This is a genomic window from Lactobacillus leichmannii (assembly GCF_024701915.1).
In the GTDB taxonomy this organism is placed as follows: domain Bacteria; phylum Bacillota; class Bacilli; order Lactobacillales; family Lactobacillaceae; genus Lactobacillus; species Lactobacillus delbrueckii.
In genome coordinates, this window is sequence record NZ_QOCY01000029.1 from 1 (window position 1) to 15,430 (window position 15,430).

Consider the following 15,430-nt stretch of genomic DNA (forward strand, 5'->3'; position numbering starts at 1 on the left):
ACTTGACTTAGAGTAGAAAAGAGCTCGCCTATTGTCCTATCATCTTCATCATCTCGCTTCTCAACTGACATGAACTGTAGCGCAGAAAGACGAAAGCCGTATGGGCAGTCAATGCATCATATGACCGGCCACATGGTATTCAGTGCCAAGCTTCAAGAAACTCTTGCAGGTCTTGAAGAAGACCTCGATATCCCATCTTTTGCCGTAAATTCTGATGATCTCATTTTCATCGATCGTCATGTCCGTGCAAATAAGAGCGATCCAGTCTTTGCGGTTGGAACGATTTCTTACGCAGACTATTCTGGCATCAATTTGGGCACCATCTTTGGCAGGATCTCCAACCTTTACAGGGACGGATAGGAGATATCTTGAACGACCTCGACGTTTCTTGCATGCGTTGAAGATCTGCTTGACGTTCATCCGCTTTCCTTCGAACTCGTATGTGATCTTGGAGCTCTTCTTCACCATGGCGATTACATTCAAACCACGTTGACTGCTTTGGACAATCTGATGAGGATTGGAGAACCAAGTGTCGAACATAACGTACTTGGCAGTGAGTCCTGCTTTCAAAGCTTGATCAAGCAGCTGGATAACCACATCAGTCCCCTTAGATTGAGCCATAATTCGCCTTTTGGACGCAATTGTGCGCTTGTCGATCTTCTTAGTCGTCCCGATGACATTCTGATCGTTCTTTGAGGACAAGAGTGATGAAGCGATTGGAACGAAGGAGGATCCATCAGTCCAACCCATGGTCATCATCTGAAAGCCCTTTTTGTAGGTCATCGAAACGTGGTCGAATACTTTGGCAGCCAATTCAGTCTTCTTGTATCCAGTTCTGGAGTAGAGCGAATCGTCAAAGACGAAGCAATCGGCACGTTGGTCAGAGGTCAGATCTTTCAGATGCTCATTGATGATCTTCTCAGCTAGCAGAATAGTGAAGCGAAGCCAGTTGATATGTGGGTTCTGCATGAATCGATAGTAGGTGTTCTTGGAGAAGCCAGAAGTACACTTGCCAGACCTCTGTTGCATGTACATGCTTCTGTCTGGAAATACATTACTGAAGATGTATGAAAGGATCGACCAAAGTGGGATTCCTTTGGACTTGCGAAGCCCACATCTACGGAGAAGCTCCATAACTTTGTAGTCCTTGAAGAACTTTTCAACAGAACTGGCAATTTTAGGTTCGTTCTTAGTATCGAATAATGGTAAAAGCGCAAGCCTTTCGTTTGATATTGATGATGTTTTGGTCGGCTTAATTATATCAAGCGAACAAAGGCCTTGTGCTTTTTTATTGGCTAAACTATTGAATTTTCAAGGTACAAGCCCACTTTTGTAAGTGTAAAGTTTAAGTTAGTCAAATAAAAAACTAATCAGTTTTTTATTTAATTAGTTTCTTGCTAATTAGTTTCTTATTTAATTAGTTTCTTGCTAATTGTTTTTTTATTTAATTAGTTTCTTACTACCTGTCGTGCTATAATGATGGTAAAGGTGGTGATGATATGAGATTTATATTCAAGGCTTTAATAGTAGTTGTTATTATCCTTGCATTTCCTTTGTCCATAATTCTTGTCTTTAAAAATTGGTCAACGGCCATTGGCACTAGCACACTCATGCAATTAAAGTTTGATTGGTTGGATCAGTACGAACCGATATACCTTTTTTGGAGTGGGATAATTCTGGCGGCGGTGTTAATTGTTTTATTGATTATCACACTTTTTTGGCCACGGTCGCAGTCATTATATCTTCATCAAAAGTCTGATGGTCAAGTTACCATCAGTAAGAAAGCTATTGAGCATTTTGCTCTTTCAGCACTTCAACATGAACCCTTTATTGGTAACCCCAAGGTATCAGCTAAGTTATCACGAAAAAGGATCACACTTAAAATATCGGGTGATCTACTAAATTCAGTCAATGCCAAGAAACAGACTGCAGATTTTCTCAATCAATTAAAAAAAGATTTGCGTATTTGTCTTGGAATTTCTGAACAGAAAAAAATAAAAATCCGACTCGTTGATTTCAATGAGTCGGACGCTAATGTGCATCAATCTCGAGTTGTCTAGGAGGTGATAACGTGCCCGAACTCATTAAAGCTTATTTTTGGCCACTAATTGGTGGAATTATAGGATTGCTTTTAGCGGTCCTTATCATCACTTTTGGATTTTTCAAGACGCTTTTTGTTTTGATTTTTGTGGCGATTGGGATTACCGCGGGCTATTATATTCAAAAAACTGGTATCTTAACAGATGTTTTTAAATAACTGTTTGAATTATAAGGAGGAAAAATTATGCAGAACGGAACGCCAAGTGAAAAAACAACAACTGACAAAAAGTCTGGTATTAAAGGCAATTTAACATTTGATGATAAGGTTATTCAAAAAATAATTGGTATTGCACTTTCTGAAGTAGATGGCTTATTAACCGTAGATGGCGGTTTTTTCGCAAATGTTGCTGAAAAACTAGTTAATACTTCCGATGTCACATCAGGAATTGATGTAGAGGTTGGAAAAAAACAGGTTGCAGTGGATCTCGACATTGTTGCTGAATACGGCATTGATATTTCTAAACTGTATGACAAGATCAAAAATGTTATCGTTCGGGAAGTAAAGAATATGACCGACTTAGAAGTAATTGAAGTAAATGTTCATGTTGTTGATATCAAGACAAAGGAGCAACATGAACAAGATTCGACTTCTCTGCAAGATCGCGTGAGTGATGCTCTCAGTAAGGGCGCAAAGAAATCGAAGGAAACATTAAGTGACAGCGTTGATAAAGTAACGTCTGACAATAAATCTAGTCGTGTTAACTAAGGGAGTAAGTAAATATGGGACTTATTTGGAAATTAATCATCGGGGCAATCATTGGTGCCATTGCTGGAGCAATCACTAACCGTGGTGCTGCTATGGGCTGGATTGCAAACATCGTAGCTGGTTTGATTGGTGCATGGATTGGCCAAGGGCTCCTTGGCACTTGGGGTCCTTCATTAGCTGGCATGTCATTGATACCATCGATCATCGGGGCAATTATTTTAGTTCTGATTGTTTCATTAGTTGTTGGTCGAACCAGTAAAAAGTAAGGGGGGAATTTTATGGACGTTTTGAAAAGTGTATTTAAGTTTATGATCGCTTCTACGCTCGTTGTAGGTGGTGTTCTCATCGGCGGCACCGTATTGGCTGCTAAGAAGGTAGATGGCATTGGTGATACGTTGCAACAAAAATTACATGAATAATTAGCCAAATTATCTATATTAGTCATCTTAGAATGTAAATAATTTGACAATTAAAGGTCAGTTAGTCAATATTTCAATTGCTATGATAACCTTTTATAAATATAGATGGGAATTTTTTTGATAATAAATAAAAGCAGGCACTTTTTTACGTAGGTAGGTGCTTGCTTTTATTTATCTATAAATTATAGCCTAGCAGTTAAAAAGGAACTGTATAATTTTATGTGTAAGGATGAACAGTTCCTTAAACTAAATTCCAATTGGGTATAAAAAAAGGACTCCCTTTCCGTATAATTGATTTGAACACTATCAATACGAAAGAAAATCCCCTATGACTGATTTTAACAAAGAATGCCTCAATGCGCTATTGAACAAAGAGAAATTCGATGAATTCATGCGTACTCAGCTTTCTAGGACTCGATCAACTCCTAGAAAGCGAATTGACTGCCTTTCTTGGTTATGATCCCTATGCTCGAGAGGATTGGAACTATGGAAACTCTAGAAACGGTAGCTATTTTAGACAAGTTAAAACTCAATTCGGACCGATCAGAGTTCAAGTTCCTCGGGACAGAAAAGGTGAGTTTCACCAACATACTTTTCCAGCATACGGCCAACACACTGATACGCTAGAATCAACCGTGATTCAGCTCTATTCGCATGGCGTAACGACCCGGGAGATCTCTGATTTGATTGATAAAATGTAGGGCAGCTATTACTCAGCTGTCACTGTCGTCAACATCTCTAAGCAGGCTGCCAGCCAAGTCGAAAACTATCACCAACGTCAGCTGAGCGACAAGTTCTTCTGCGTTTATCTCGACGCCACTTACATTCCTCTGCGTAGAGATACGTACCAGCGTGAGTCAGTCTATGTGGCTGTTGGGATTAAGCCTAATGGCCATAAGGAGATCATTGATTATCGTATTGCCCCGGTGGAGAATATCGGAATTTGGGGTGAAATGATTTCCAACTTCAAGGAACGCGGCCTTGAGCAGGTTGAGCTATTCCTGTCAGATGGGTTTGTAGGCATTAAAGACATGCTAAAGCAGTATTACCCAAAATCTAAATTCCAACGATGCCTAGTTATGCGAAATATCAAGGGGAAAGTCCGTGTAAGCGATCGTAAAGAGGCTCTGGACGACTTCAAGCAAGTTCATAAGCAATCTAGCTTAAAAGAGACAGAAACGAACGGTTCTCCACGCTTTCTACGACAAATACGACTCAAAGTACTCAAGCATGATCAAGAATCTGCAGAAGATTGAGGAAGACCTGCTGGTCTTTTACCAGTACCCTAAGCAGATTTGGCCCTCGATCTACTCAACGAACATGATCGAGTCGATGAACAACATGATCAAACGCAAGACAAAGCCAAAGTCAGAATTTCCAACTGAAGAGTCCCTAGACAACTTCTTAGGTGTACAGGCTATCGGCTACAATGACCGACTCATAAAGGCTTTGGTCAGGTGACAGACACGTTGGAATGATACTTCGATTAAAACATAATTACTTAAACTTCCCACTTACAAAAGTGGGAAGTTTAAGTTAGTCAAAAATTTTACTCTTTTCCCCCCCTCCAGGCAAATTATTCCTCTATCATATAAAAAATCTTTTTGGACAAAAAGCTTGCTAAGGCACTATATCTTGCAATAAACTATTAGAGCAACGTAGATCTAGTATAGTATGAATAGAAAGAGTGTGATCACCGTTATTGTCTTAAGTGGCCCAATTGGAGCCGGCAAATCCAGTTTAACCAGTATCCTCGCCAAGCACCTTGGCTCAACAGCATATTACGAAGAGGTCAACAACAATCCGGTTCTGCCTTTGTACTACAAAGACATGAAACGGTACACCTTCCTCTTGAACACCTACTTCTTGAACAAGCGGCTGGCTGAAATCAACGCCGCCGCCGGCAACCACAACGACGTTTTAGACCGGTCCATCTATGAAGACCTGCTCTTCTTCAACATGAACGTCGATAACGGGGTTGCTGACCCGACTGAATACCAAATCTACCACGACCTGATGGACAACATGATGGAAGACGTGCCAGGCAATCCGCGCAAGAAGCCGGACCTCCTGATCTACATCCACGTCTCCCTTGACACCATGCTCAAGCGGATCGGCAAGCGGGGCCGGGAGTTCGAACAGCTCGACTCCGACCCGGGCCTGAAGGAATACTACCAGAACCTCCTGCGCTACTACGAGCCCTGGTATGAACAATATGACGTTTCACCAAAGATGATGATCGATGGTGACAAGTACGACTTTGTCGACAACATCGATGACCAGGACCTGGTTCTGGACATCATCGACAACAAGCTGCGCGAAATCGGTAATTTATAGTTAGTTGTTAGAAGGAACGTGATGACCGTTATTGTATTAAGTGGGCCCGTTGGGGCCGGTAAATCCAGCCTAACCGCAATTCTTTCCAAATATCTGGGGACCAAGCCTTTCTACGAAAGCGTCGATGACAACCCTGTCCTCCCGCTTTTCTACAAGGACCCCCTCAAGTACACCTACCTGCTGCAGCTCTTCTTCTTGAACACGCGCTTCCACAGCATTAAAAAAGCCCTCAGCGACGACAACAACGTCCTGGACCGGTCCATCTATGAAGATTCTCTTTTCTTCCATATGAACGCCGACATCGGCCGGGCCAATGACCTGGAAGTCCAGACCTACGACGAGCTGCTGGAAAGCATGATGAAGGAACTGGAGCGGATGCCTAAGCGCCATCCTGACCTCCTGGTTCACATCAATGTTTCCTATGAAACAATGATCAGACGGATCCAGAAGCGGGGCCGGTCTTACGAGCAGCTCAGCTTCGACCCGACCCTGGAAGACTACTACAAGCGGATGCTCCGCTACTATGAGAAGTGGTACGACGACTACGACTACTCACCAAAGATGATGATCGACGGCGACCACTACGACTTCATGGCCAGCGAAAGCGACCGGACTGAAGTCCTGGACCAGATCACCCAGAAGCTCAAGCAAGTGGGCAAACTGCCAAAGAACTGGCAGGCCGGTGAAATTGCCACCGAATCAATCGAATTTTCATCTTAAGAAGCTCCCCTGACGGGGGCTCTTTTATTTAGGCTAAATTCTTTGTTTAGTTAGCTTTCAGCCTTGTAGAACGATTTTTTTAATTCTTTATGGGGTTTCACTTTAAAAAGAAAATTGGTACCGGTTGCTTTTATCCAAAGATAAGCTGTATAAAATAAACCGTTTCTAAAAAACGTGATACAATATTGACGATCTGCTTTTCTAGCGGAAGAAACTATTTATGAAAAAGGGTGAAAAGATAACATGCATTTAAAGAAACTTCGCAAACTTCTCCTGCTGCCAATCAGCCTGCTCATCGCCGCGCTGTTCTTAACGGCGCCCAAGGCCCAGGCTGCTAGCAAGAAGACTTACATCATCGGTACCGACCAGACTTTCAAGCCCTTTGAAATCCAAGACAAGGATGGTACCTACAATGGCAAGAACCCGGGAATTGACATCGAAATCCTCCGGGAAATCGCCAAGCACGAAAACTTCAAGTACGAGCTGAAGATCATGTCCTTCAACGCCGACGTCCAGGCCCTGCAGTCTGGCCAGATCGACGGGATGATCGCCGGCATGAGCGTGACTGAAGAAAGAAAGAAGACCATCGACTTCAGCAACTCCTACTACACTGACGGGGTCTGCCTGGCCGTGGCCAAGGACAGCAAGATCACCAGCATGAAGGACCTCAAGGGCAAGACGGTTAACGTCAAGACCGGGACTACTTCTGCTATCTATGCCAAGTCCATCCAAAAGAAGTACGGCTTCAAGCTGAAGTACTACACCAACTCCAACACTTCCTGGGCTGACGTCAAAGCCGGCAACGCTGACGCCTGCTTCGACGATGGTCCGTCCCTGCGCTACGGGATTGCCAACGGGACCGGCCTGCGCATCGTCGGCAAGCAGGTTTCCAACGCCCCTCTGGCTTTTGCCGTTAAGAAGGGGGAAAACCAGGAACTCCTCAAGATGTTCAACGACGGTCTGGCCTGGCTGAAGAAGACTGGCCGCTTAAAGAAGATCGTCAACAAGTACACCAGCAAGAAGGCTGTTAAGAGCCAAGTCGTAGCTGATACTTCAATTTTGGGCTTAATCAAGGACAACGCCGGCGCTCTTCTGCAAGGTCTGTGGATGACCATCGAACTCTCAATCGTCGGCATCCTGGCCGCCCTGGTCTTCGGTTTAATCCTCGGGATCATGGGGATCGCTGAACACAAATTCTGGCATGGCCTGGCCAACGTAATCATCTACATCTTCCGTGGGATTCCAATGATGGTTTTGGCCTTCTTTATTTACATCGGCATGCCAACCTTGCTGGGCCACAAGCTGCCCCTCTTTACCGCCGGCATCCTGACTTTGATGCTGGACGAAGGGGCCTACATCGGGGCCATCGTCCGCGGGGGCTTCGAATCAGTTGACGTGGGTCAGTGGGAAGCGGCCCGGTCCCTGGGTCTGCCTTACTACAAAGCCCTGTGGAAGGTTGTTGCCCCGCAAGGCTTCAAGCTGATGATTCCATCCCTGGTCAACCAGTTCATCATCACTCTTAAGGACACGTCCATCCTTTCCGCCATCGGGGTCATGGACTTGACGCAAACTGGTGCCAACTTGATCGCCCAAAACTTTCAGGGCTTCAAGATGTGGCTGATCATCGCCGTAATATACCTGATCATCATCACCCTGCTTACCTGGCTGTCCAACTACATTCAAAAGAAGATGCAACATTAGTTAAAAGGAGGCTTTTCCCATGGAAGAAAAATACAAGGTTCAGGTAACTGACCTGCACAAGAGCTATGACGGCGTTCATGAAGTCATCAAGGGCGCCAGCCTGGACGTCGCGCCAAGCGAAGTCGTCTGCATCATCGGTCCGTCTGGTTCAGGCAAGAGTACCTTCCTGCGCTGCATCAACAAGCTGGAAGACTTCCAAGACGGCCACATCTACTTGGATGGCGTTGACCTGGCTGACCCAAAGGTCGACATCAACAAGATGCGGGAAAAGATCGGCATGGTCTTCCAGCACTTCAACCTCTTCCCGAACATGACCGTCCTGGAAAACATCACCCTGGCTCCGGTCGAACTGGGCAAGGAAGACAAGGAAACGGCTATCAAGGAAGCCCACAAGTACCTGCAGATGGTCAACATGGATGACAAGGCTGACGTCAAGCCGACCACCCTGTCCGGCGGCCAGCAGCAGCGGGTAGCCATCGCCCGGGCCCTGGCCATGAAGCCGGATGTCATGCTCTTTGACGAACCGACCAGTGCCCTGGACCCGGAAATGGTCGGCGACGTTTTGAACGTTATGAAGAAACTGGCCCAGGAAGGGATGACCATGATCGTGGTAACCCACGAAATGGGCTTCGCCAAGCAGGTGGCTGACAAGGTTGCCTTCTTCTACGGCGGCGTGATCAAGGAACTTGGGACGCCGGAAGAAATCTTCGACCACCCGCAGGAAGAAGAAACCAAGAACTTCTTGAACAAGGTTTTGAATATCTAAGCTAAGCTGAGTTTAGATTTTTTAAAAGCAAGTAAAAAAATAAAAGGAAAGCGCTTGAGTTGCCATGCTCAAGCGCTTTTTAGCGGCTAAAAATAATGGAAACACACTTTATAATCACTAACAAAATTATAATTCGTATTTACATCCGGTTAATTCCATGTTAAGGTAGAAATATCCCCTTTTATTGGAAGAAATTCCGAACATTGCCTACTGGAGGATCAAATGGAATTTATTAACAAGTATTTCGAGCTCGACAAGCTCGGTTCAAACCCTAAGCGGGAGTTCATCGCTGGTCTGACGACCTTCTTCGCGATGTGCTACATCCTTTTCATCAACCCTAGCGTCTTGGCCGCCAGCGGGATGGACAAAGGCGCGGTCTTCACGGCAACTGCCCTGGCCAGCGCGCTCGGCTGTCTTATCATGGGTATTTTTGCCAACTACCCGATCGCTACTGCCCCGTCTTTGAGTCTTATCGCCTTCTTCGCTTACACTGTCTGCATCGGCATGAAGGTGAAGTGGCAGACTGCCCTGGCTGCTGTTTTCCTGGCCTCAATCATCTTCATTTTGATTACGGTCTTCAAGCTGCGGGAACTGATCGTTGACAGCATCCCTAACGACTTGAAATTTGCCATTTCCGCCGGGATCGGGATCTTCATCGCCTTCCTGGGCCTGCAAAACGGCAAGCTTGTTGTCAGCAGCGCTTCTACTTTGGTAACTATCGGTTCCTTCAAGGACCCAGCTGCCTGGGTAACCATCTTCGGTCTGCTGGTAACCATCTTCTTGATGATCCGGCAGGTGCCAGGCGCGATCTTCATCGGGATCGTCCTGTCTTCAATCTTCAGCATCCTGGTTGGCCAAAGCAAGATGCCGACTTCAGTCGTTTCTTTGGCGCCAAGCTTGAAGCCAAGCTTCGGCCAAGCTATCTTCCACCTGGGCGACATCAACACGGTGCAGATGTGGACGGTCGTTTTAACCTTCCTCTTGGTGGCCTTCTTTGACACCACTGGTACCTTGATCGGTCTGGCTCACCAGGCTGGACTGATTGACAAGGACGGCAAGATGCCAAGAATCGGCAAGGCCATGGCGGCTGACTCAACGGCCATGATGGCTGGTTCCATCATCGGTACTTCACCGGTTGGCACCTACGTTGAATCTTCATCCGGGATCGCTGCCGGCGGCCGGTCTGGTTTGACTGCCGTTTGGGTTGGCATCTTCTTCCTTTTGTCCATGTTCTTCAGCCCACTTTTGAGCGTGGTAACGACTACAGTTACTGCTCCAGCCTTGATCATCGTCGGCGTTTTGATGGCCGCCAACCTGGCCAAGATCTCCTGGGACAAGCTGGAAATCGCTGTTCCAGCCTTCTTGATCGTGATTGGCATGGGCTTGACCTACTCCATCGCTGACGGGATGGCCCTGGGGCTGATCGTTTACCCGATCTCCATGACTGCTGCCAAGCGGACCAAGGAAGTCAGCCCAATGATGTGGATCCTGGCTGTAGTCTTCGTGATCTACTTCTTGATCTTGAACGTCTAAACGCTAACAATAACAATTTTTGCCAAGCTAAAAAGCCCCGACTTCGGTCGCGGCTTTTTTCTTATGTATTTTCAGCTTTATTCTTTGGCTTCCTGCAGGCTGGCCATCTTGTCATAGACCAGGCCCCGCTGGTTTTCGTCGATTTCCAAGACTAAAAGGTCACCGGCTAACAGCTTGGTATTCCCATTAGGGATAATATCCTTTTGCCCCCGGTGGATAACTCTAACCAGGGTGCGGTCCGGCCAGGCGATGTCCTTGACCTGGTGGTCAGCCAACTGACTGCCTTCATAAATGGAAATAGTCAGCTGGTCTGCTTCACCAACATAGTCGTTGTCTTCTTTGGTCTGCATCCGGCCAGCCAGGCTTTCATAGATCGGCACCCCGCCCAGCAGTTCGTTGACGACATAAGCGGCAACTGAGACCACGGCTAAAGGCATGAGGTGCAGCAGTGACCCGACCATTTCCGCGATCAGCATGATAGCGGTAAAAGGCGAGCGGACGATGGCTGAAAAAAGCCCGGCCATGGAGAAGATGATCAAGTTGACGACCAATTTTTGGTCCAAAAGGCCCAGGTCAACCATGAACTGGCCATAAACCGCCCCCAAGAGGGCCCCCATGGTCAAGATCGGCAGGAAGATCCCGCCCGGCAGGCCAGAATCGTAAGACACGATGGAAAAACTGATCCGCAAGAGGAAGATCAAGACCAGGACATTTACGGCGTGAATTTGGTTCAAGCTCAAGATCAAGTTGTTGCCCCCGCCGACATAGCCTGGGAAGTAGTACATGACCGGCACTAAGATGAGGGCCGGGATGATCCCGTGCAGCCAACGCGGCAGGACGGGGATTTTTTGATAAACATGGCTGAAATTGAGCAGGCCCCACTGGTAGAATCGGCCGATCAAGCCTAAGAAAGCCCCCAATAAGAGCAGCTGCCAGTACTGGAGGATGGGGAAGCTGTGCTTGTAGTCGATCGCTAAGACCGGAGTCTGGCCAAAGACATTAGAAACCACAAAGTTGGCCATGATGGCTCCGGCTAAAGCGTTCAGCCAGACCCGGGGAGAAAAGTTGTGAAAGACTTCTTCAACGATGAACATGGCCCCGCCCAAAGGTGCCCCGAAGGCCGCGGACAAGCCGCTGGCCGCCCCGGTTGCCAGGAGGACCCGGGAGTCGCTCTTTGAAGCCTTGAAGCCCTGGGCCACCCCCTGGCCGACCGTTGAGCCCAATTGGATTGACGGACCTTCCCGGCCTAAAAAGAGGCCAGACCCGATCGACAGGACCCCGCCGATGAACTTCCGCCAGAAGACCGGCCACCAGGCCAGTTGCAGCTTGCCCTGCAACTGAAGTTCTACTTCAGGGATCCCGGACCCGCCGGCATGGGGCTGCTGCTTGACTAAGAAGCCGGCCACGATCACGCTGGCCAGAACGCCCCCGGCTAAGAGCCACAAGAGGGCTGGGTTAGCGTGCGCTGCCTGGTAGCCTTTTTGCCACATGGCCAGGGTCTGCCCGATCAGCCAGCGGAAGCTGCCAACAACAATGCCCGCCACCAGGCCTACGACCAGGGCTTCGAATAATAAGCGCAGGTTGGATTTGCGCGTTTGTCTGTCTTCACTCTCCATACTATTTTTACCCACCTTTTTTTGTATATAAAAAAGCATAACCCTTTTAGGCGGACATGTAAAATCTACTTTCACCTGCTTTCCAAAGGTCGCAGCTGGTCTTCAACATAGGCCCGGTACTTTGGCAGCTGCTTGAGCAATTCTTCATGCCGGCCAGCGGCTTGAACTTGACCTTGGTCTAAAAAGTAGATTTTATCAGCATTGGCGATCGTCGACAGACGGTGGGCGATGATGATGACAATCTTTTCCCGGGCAATCCGGTCAACAGCTTGGCTGACCTTGGCTTCTGACTCGGGGTCCAGGTTAGCCGTGGCTTCATCCAGGATCAGGCAAGGGGGCATCCCGCAAGTAGGCCCGGGCCAGCTGTAGGCGCTGGCTGCCGTAGAGCAGAATCAAGAGAAAACTGGCCAGGGTCAAGACCGTCTGCAGGGGTCCAGTCACGCTGAAAACCGCGTCAGTTTTCCGGGACAGGGCGAACAAGTCCTTCAGGTCGCCGTGGAATTTTTGCAAAACGCTGGCTTGGGCATTAGTCAGCTTGATATTGGCCAGGTTTTCATATCAATACAATGGCTTCTTAAAGGCCAGCGAAGTTAAGAAGGCAAAGCTGCCGACCATCATTTCCAAGAAGGCGGCCAAGACAAGCGACCAGCCGGCCAGCGCGAGCCAGCTGGCATCCTTGAAGAAGGAAATCACCAAGGCTGAAGCCGTCCAGAAGGAAACAATCTACAAGCTGTCATCTTCCTACCGCCGTGACTACCTGGACTACGCGCTCAGCAACGCGCAAAAGGCACTTTCCGGCAATAAAGGTGAGATAACTTTTGCCAAATGGCTCCTGGCCAACTCTGAGACCTACCTCAATGGGAAAAAGGCCCCAGTCACCAACATCAACAAGCTGAACAAGGCTGAGTACGAACGCGTGCGGAGAATCGTTTCGGACGCGGCGCCAAATGGCTACATGACGACCATTTACTACAAGCGGGCGGATGGCACTTGGCACAGAAAATACAGTGAACTTTGGAACAACAAAAACTGCAAATTCGTTTATGTCAGCATGACGACCAAAGAGAAGAAATTCTTGAAGATCAGCGACTTCGCGAAGAACAGCAAGTAATAGTTTCCAGATGAAAAGCAGTCAACTTTTTGAAGCTGACTGCTTTTTACTCGCTCATTTTTTCTTTAAGCCCGATATTTTGCCGGAATCAAGGTTAGCCACTTTAGTCAAGCTGCTCTTGTACTGATAAAGGCTGCCCTCATCTGAAAGCCCGGCATTGTATTTTAGAAAGGCATAGTAGTCATCGCCAAGCTTAAACAGGTTCAGAATTGCGATAGCGTGCTTGCTTCTCTTGGCAATCAGCTTAGTTAGCTTGACCCAGTTTTCATCAGAAGAGACCTGTTTGTTTTTCCTCAACGCTTTCTCGTTTACCGTTAAATAAATATTGTTTTTCTTGTCCGTATGCTCCACAAAAACTTGTGGGTCTACTTCAATCGGCTTAACAAACTGCTTGTTATGGCTGGACCTGCTTTTTTCGAGCTTCCCGTTGTCATAGATGGTCGCGAAGCTAGTTCCAGAGTCATCGTCTGCCGTTATTTTGGCTTCCAAAATCGCGCTGGCGCTGTTGTCGACATGCTTTAGCAGCAACAATGTCCCAAGCAGCAGAACGACAATTAAGCCAGAAATAATCGTTGCTCTCTTTTTGTTCATATGTTTCTACCTTAAATTTGTCCTTTATTAAATTTGTCCTTTATAATAATATACCTTACCTCCTAGAGACGCTGCGCTCAATTCTACTTTTCTATATACTGATTACGCTAAATAAGACAGCCTTTTCATCATATGTCACAAATCTTTTCTGGAAATCTCCTACTGAACAATGAAAAGCCTAATATTATCATCAAGCAACAGAAGAATCAAGCACGACAAAACAAAAGAGTGAAACTTTCCAATGAAGTTTCACTCTTTTCATCAATACTGTTTGTTATTTTTCTTCATACCATTCGGTGTGGTAAACGCCCTCGCGGTCGTTTCTGTAGTAAGTGTGCGCACCGAAGTAGTCTCTTTGTGCCTGAATCATGTTGGCCGGCAGGCTTGGGTTGAAGATTGATTCCAGGTAGTTCAGAGCGGCGCTGAAGCTTGGAGTCGGCACGCCAGCTTCCGCAGCCAGCTTAACGACTGCTCTCAAGGCTGGCAGGTTCTTTTCCATCACGCCCGCAAAGTATGGGTCTTGGAAAAGGTTGTCCAGTTGCTTGCCGTCAGCGTAGGCATCTTCAATATGGTACAGGGTCTTGGCGTGGATGATGCATCCCGCTTCCCAGTTCTGCGCGATCGCCGGGTAGTTCAGTTCCCAGTCGTAAGCCTTAGCGGCCATGGTCAACTGCTGGAAGCCTTGAGCGTAAGCCACGATCTGCGCCAGGTACATTGCCTTGCCCAAGTTGTCGATCAAGTCGCTGGCAACTTCACCGTCGTAAACGACTTCCTTGCCTTCCCGGGTCGTGGCCTTGGACATGAACCGGGCCAAAACGGCTTCCGCTACCACCGTAATTGGAGCGCCCAGCTTGATGGCGTCTTCCAGCATCCAGTTGCCAGTCCCCTTGTAGGAAGCAACGTTCAAGATGTGGTCGATCACATCGTCGTCAGTCAAGTCGTCCTTTTGCCGCAAAACTTGTGAAGCAATTTCAATCAAGTAGGCGTTCAGGTCACCCTTGTCCCATTCAGCAAAAATATCTGCCATTTCCTTGTTGGACTTGTGGGCTACCTTGCGCATGATGTCGTAGACTTCAGAGATTTCCTGCATGATCGCGTATTCCATCCCGTTGTGGACCATCTTAACGTAGTGGCCCGCCCCTTCTGGCCCGATGTAGGACACGCAGGCGCGGCCGTCTTCAGTCTTAGCGGCCATCGCGGTCAAGATTGGCGCTGCTTCTTCATAAGCTTCCTTGTCCCCTCCTGGCATCAAGGCCGGGCCGTTCAAGGCGCCTTCTTCACCGCCGGACACGCCCATGCCGATGAAGTGCAGGCCGTGCTTCTTTAATTCATGGTAGCGGCGGTTGGTGTCGTGGAAGTTGGAGTTCCCGCCGTCAATAATGATGTCGCCCTTGTCCAAAAGCGGGATCAGCTTCTGAATGGTTTGGTCAACCGGGTCACCAGCCATGATCTGCACCAGAATCTTGCGGGGCTTTTCCAAAGAATCAACGAATTCTTCCCAAGTGTAGCAAGGCTTTAGCTTGTCATCCTCGTACTTGGCCAAAGCATCGACTTCCGGCTTGTCGATGGAGAAGCCGGAGACTGAAAAGCCGTGATTTCTAACATTGAGGGCTAAGTTCTTGCCCATGACCGATAAACCGATCACACCAAATTGTTGCATTTATTTACCTCCTAGTATGTCTGCCTCTTTTATTATACTTGCAAGCAAGAAGAAAGCGAAACCAAAAGGTTTCGCTTTCTTCTTTATTTATATTTCTCTTAGTGAGAAGCACCTGAAGTAGTGTCTGGTGCAGTTTCTGGAGTTGAAGCACTTGAAGTTGCTTGAACTTG

Annotated in this window: 16 protein-coding genes and 2 pseudogenes; 12 read left to right on the forward strand and 6 right to left on the reverse strand. The window is 47.4% G+C overall.

Annotated features, from left to right (window positions below; all coding sequences use genetic code 11):
• A pseudogene (locus DS743_RS03155) lies at positions 1-1,233 on the reverse strand (IS4 family transposase); the annotation flags it as partial.
• A 266-nt stretch (positions 1,234-1,499) separates the two neighbouring features.
• Between DS743_RS03155 and amaP the strand changes: the two are divergent.
• The 11 genes and pseudogenes from amaP to DS743_RS03210 all read left to right on the forward strand — a co-directional run bounded on the left by amaP (position 1,500) and on the right by DS743_RS03210 (position 10,282).
• Positions 1,500-2,060 (forward strand): alkaline shock response membrane anchor protein AmaP, encoded by a 561-nt coding sequence (gene amaP, locus DS743_RS03160; RefSeq protein WP_072544274.1) that lies wholly within the window; start codon positions 1,500-1,502, stop codon positions 2,058-2,060.
• A gap of 11 nt (positions 2,061-2,071) precedes the next feature.
• Positions 2,072-2,257 carry a DUF2273 domain-containing protein gene (locus tag DS743_RS03165; protein ID WP_035185557.1) on the forward strand — a complete coding sequence of 62 codons (186 nt, stop codon included), beginning with the start codon at positions 2,072-2,074 and terminating at the stop codon, positions 2,255-2,257.
• A gap of 27 nt (positions 2,258-2,284) precedes the next feature.
• Positions 2,285-2,806, forward strand: a complete 522-nt coding sequence (locus tag DS743_RS03170) for an Asp23/Gls24 family envelope stress response protein (RefSeq protein WP_035185555.1) — start codon at positions 2,285-2,287, stop codon at positions 2,804-2,806.
• Between the two features lie 14 nt (positions 2,807-2,820).
• Positions 2,821-3,072: a GlsB/YeaQ/YmgE family stress response membrane protein gene (locus DS743_RS03175; RefSeq protein ID WP_003616424.1), complete on the forward strand. Its 252-nt coding sequence runs from the start codon at positions 2,821-2,823 to the stop codon at positions 3,070-3,072.
• A gap of 12 nt (positions 3,073-3,084) precedes the next feature.
• Positions 3,085-3,225, forward strand: a complete 141-nt coding sequence (locus tag DS743_RS03180) for a hypothetical protein (protein ID WP_141372542.1) — start codon at positions 3,085-3,087, stop codon at positions 3,223-3,225.
• Positions 3,226-3,553: 328 nt separating this feature from the next.
• Positions 3,554-4,703, forward strand: a pseudogene (locus DS743_RS03185) (IS256 family transposase).
• Positions 4,704-4,914: 211 nt separating this feature from the next.
• Entirely contained in the window at positions 4,915-5,562 is a 648-nt protein-coding gene (locus DS743_RS03190; protein WP_003611191.1) for a deoxynucleoside kinase, read from the forward strand.
• Between the two features lie 21 nt (positions 5,563-5,583).
• The gene (locus tag DS743_RS03195; protein ID WP_003611175.1) at positions 5,584-6,282 is read left to right on the forward strand and encodes a deoxynucleoside kinase; all 699 of its coding nucleotides are present in this window, start codon (positions 5,584-5,586) and stop codon (positions 6,280-6,282) included.
• A gap of 243 nt (positions 6,283-6,525) precedes the next feature.
• Positions 6,526-7,983 (forward strand): ABC transporter substrate-binding protein/permease, encoded by a 1,458-nt coding sequence (locus tag DS743_RS03200; RefSeq protein ID WP_035185552.1) that lies wholly within the window; start codon positions 6,526-6,528, stop codon positions 7,981-7,983.
• A 19-nt stretch (positions 7,984-8,002) separates the two neighbouring features.
• Complete coding sequence (locus DS743_RS03205) at positions 8,003-8,749, forward strand: amino acid ABC transporter ATP-binding protein (RefSeq protein WP_003616418.1); 747 nt, start codon at positions 8,003-8,005, stop codon at positions 8,747-8,749.
• A gap of 222 nt (positions 8,750-8,971) precedes the next feature.
• Complete coding sequence (locus DS743_RS03210) at positions 8,972-10,282, forward strand: NCS2 family permease (RefSeq protein WP_035185551.1); 1,311 nt, start codon at positions 8,972-8,974, stop codon at positions 10,280-10,282.
• Between the two features lie 77 nt (positions 10,283-10,359).
• Here DS743_RS03210 and DS743_RS03215 read toward each other — a convergent pair whose 3' ends face one another.
• The 3 genes from DS743_RS03215 to DS743_RS03225 form a co-directional block, all read right to left on the reverse strand.
• Positions 10,360-11,898 (reverse strand): ClC family H(+)/Cl(-) exchange transporter, encoded by a 1,539-nt coding sequence (locus DS743_RS03215; protein WP_035185549.1) that lies wholly within the window; start codon positions 11,896-11,898, stop codon positions 10,360-10,362.
• 71 nt (positions 11,899-11,969) lie between these two features.
• A complete protein-coding gene (locus tag DS743_RS03220) occupies positions 11,970-12,239 on the reverse strand; it encodes a hypothetical protein (protein ID WP_003621666.1) in 270 nt (89 codons plus the stop codon).
• Positions 12,214-12,408, reverse strand: a complete 195-nt coding sequence (locus tag DS743_RS03225) for a hypothetical protein (protein WP_003621664.1) — start codon at positions 12,406-12,408, stop codon at positions 12,214-12,216. Before DS743_RS03225 ends, DS743_RS03220 begins: the two co-directional genes overlap by 26 nt.
• A 31-nt stretch (positions 12,409-12,439) precedes the next feature.
• Here DS743_RS03225 and DS743_RS03230 point away from each other — a divergent pair, with 31 nt between their 5' ends.
• Positions 12,440-13,009, forward strand: coding sequence for a hypothetical protein (locus tag DS743_RS03230; RefSeq protein WP_035185546.1), 570 nt, complete (start codon positions 12,440-12,442; stop codon positions 13,007-13,009).
• Positions 13,010-13,063: 54 nt separating this feature from the next.
• On the opposite strand, the gene DS743_RS03235 is transcribed toward DS743_RS03230, so the two are convergent.
• Both DS743_RS03235 and gnd read right to left on the reverse strand, forming a co-directional pair.
• Positions 13,064-13,600: a hypothetical protein gene (locus DS743_RS03235; RefSeq protein WP_035185545.1), complete on the reverse strand. Its 537-nt coding sequence runs from the start codon at positions 13,598-13,600 to the stop codon at positions 13,064-13,066.
• A 274-nt stretch (positions 13,601-13,874) separates the two neighbouring features.
• Positions 13,875-15,260, reverse strand: coding sequence for an NADP-dependent phosphogluconate dehydrogenase (gene gnd, locus DS743_RS03240; protein ID WP_002879895.1), 1,386 nt, complete (start codon positions 15,258-15,260; stop codon positions 13,875-13,877).
• Between the last annotated feature and the right edge of the window lie 170 nt (positions 15,261-15,430).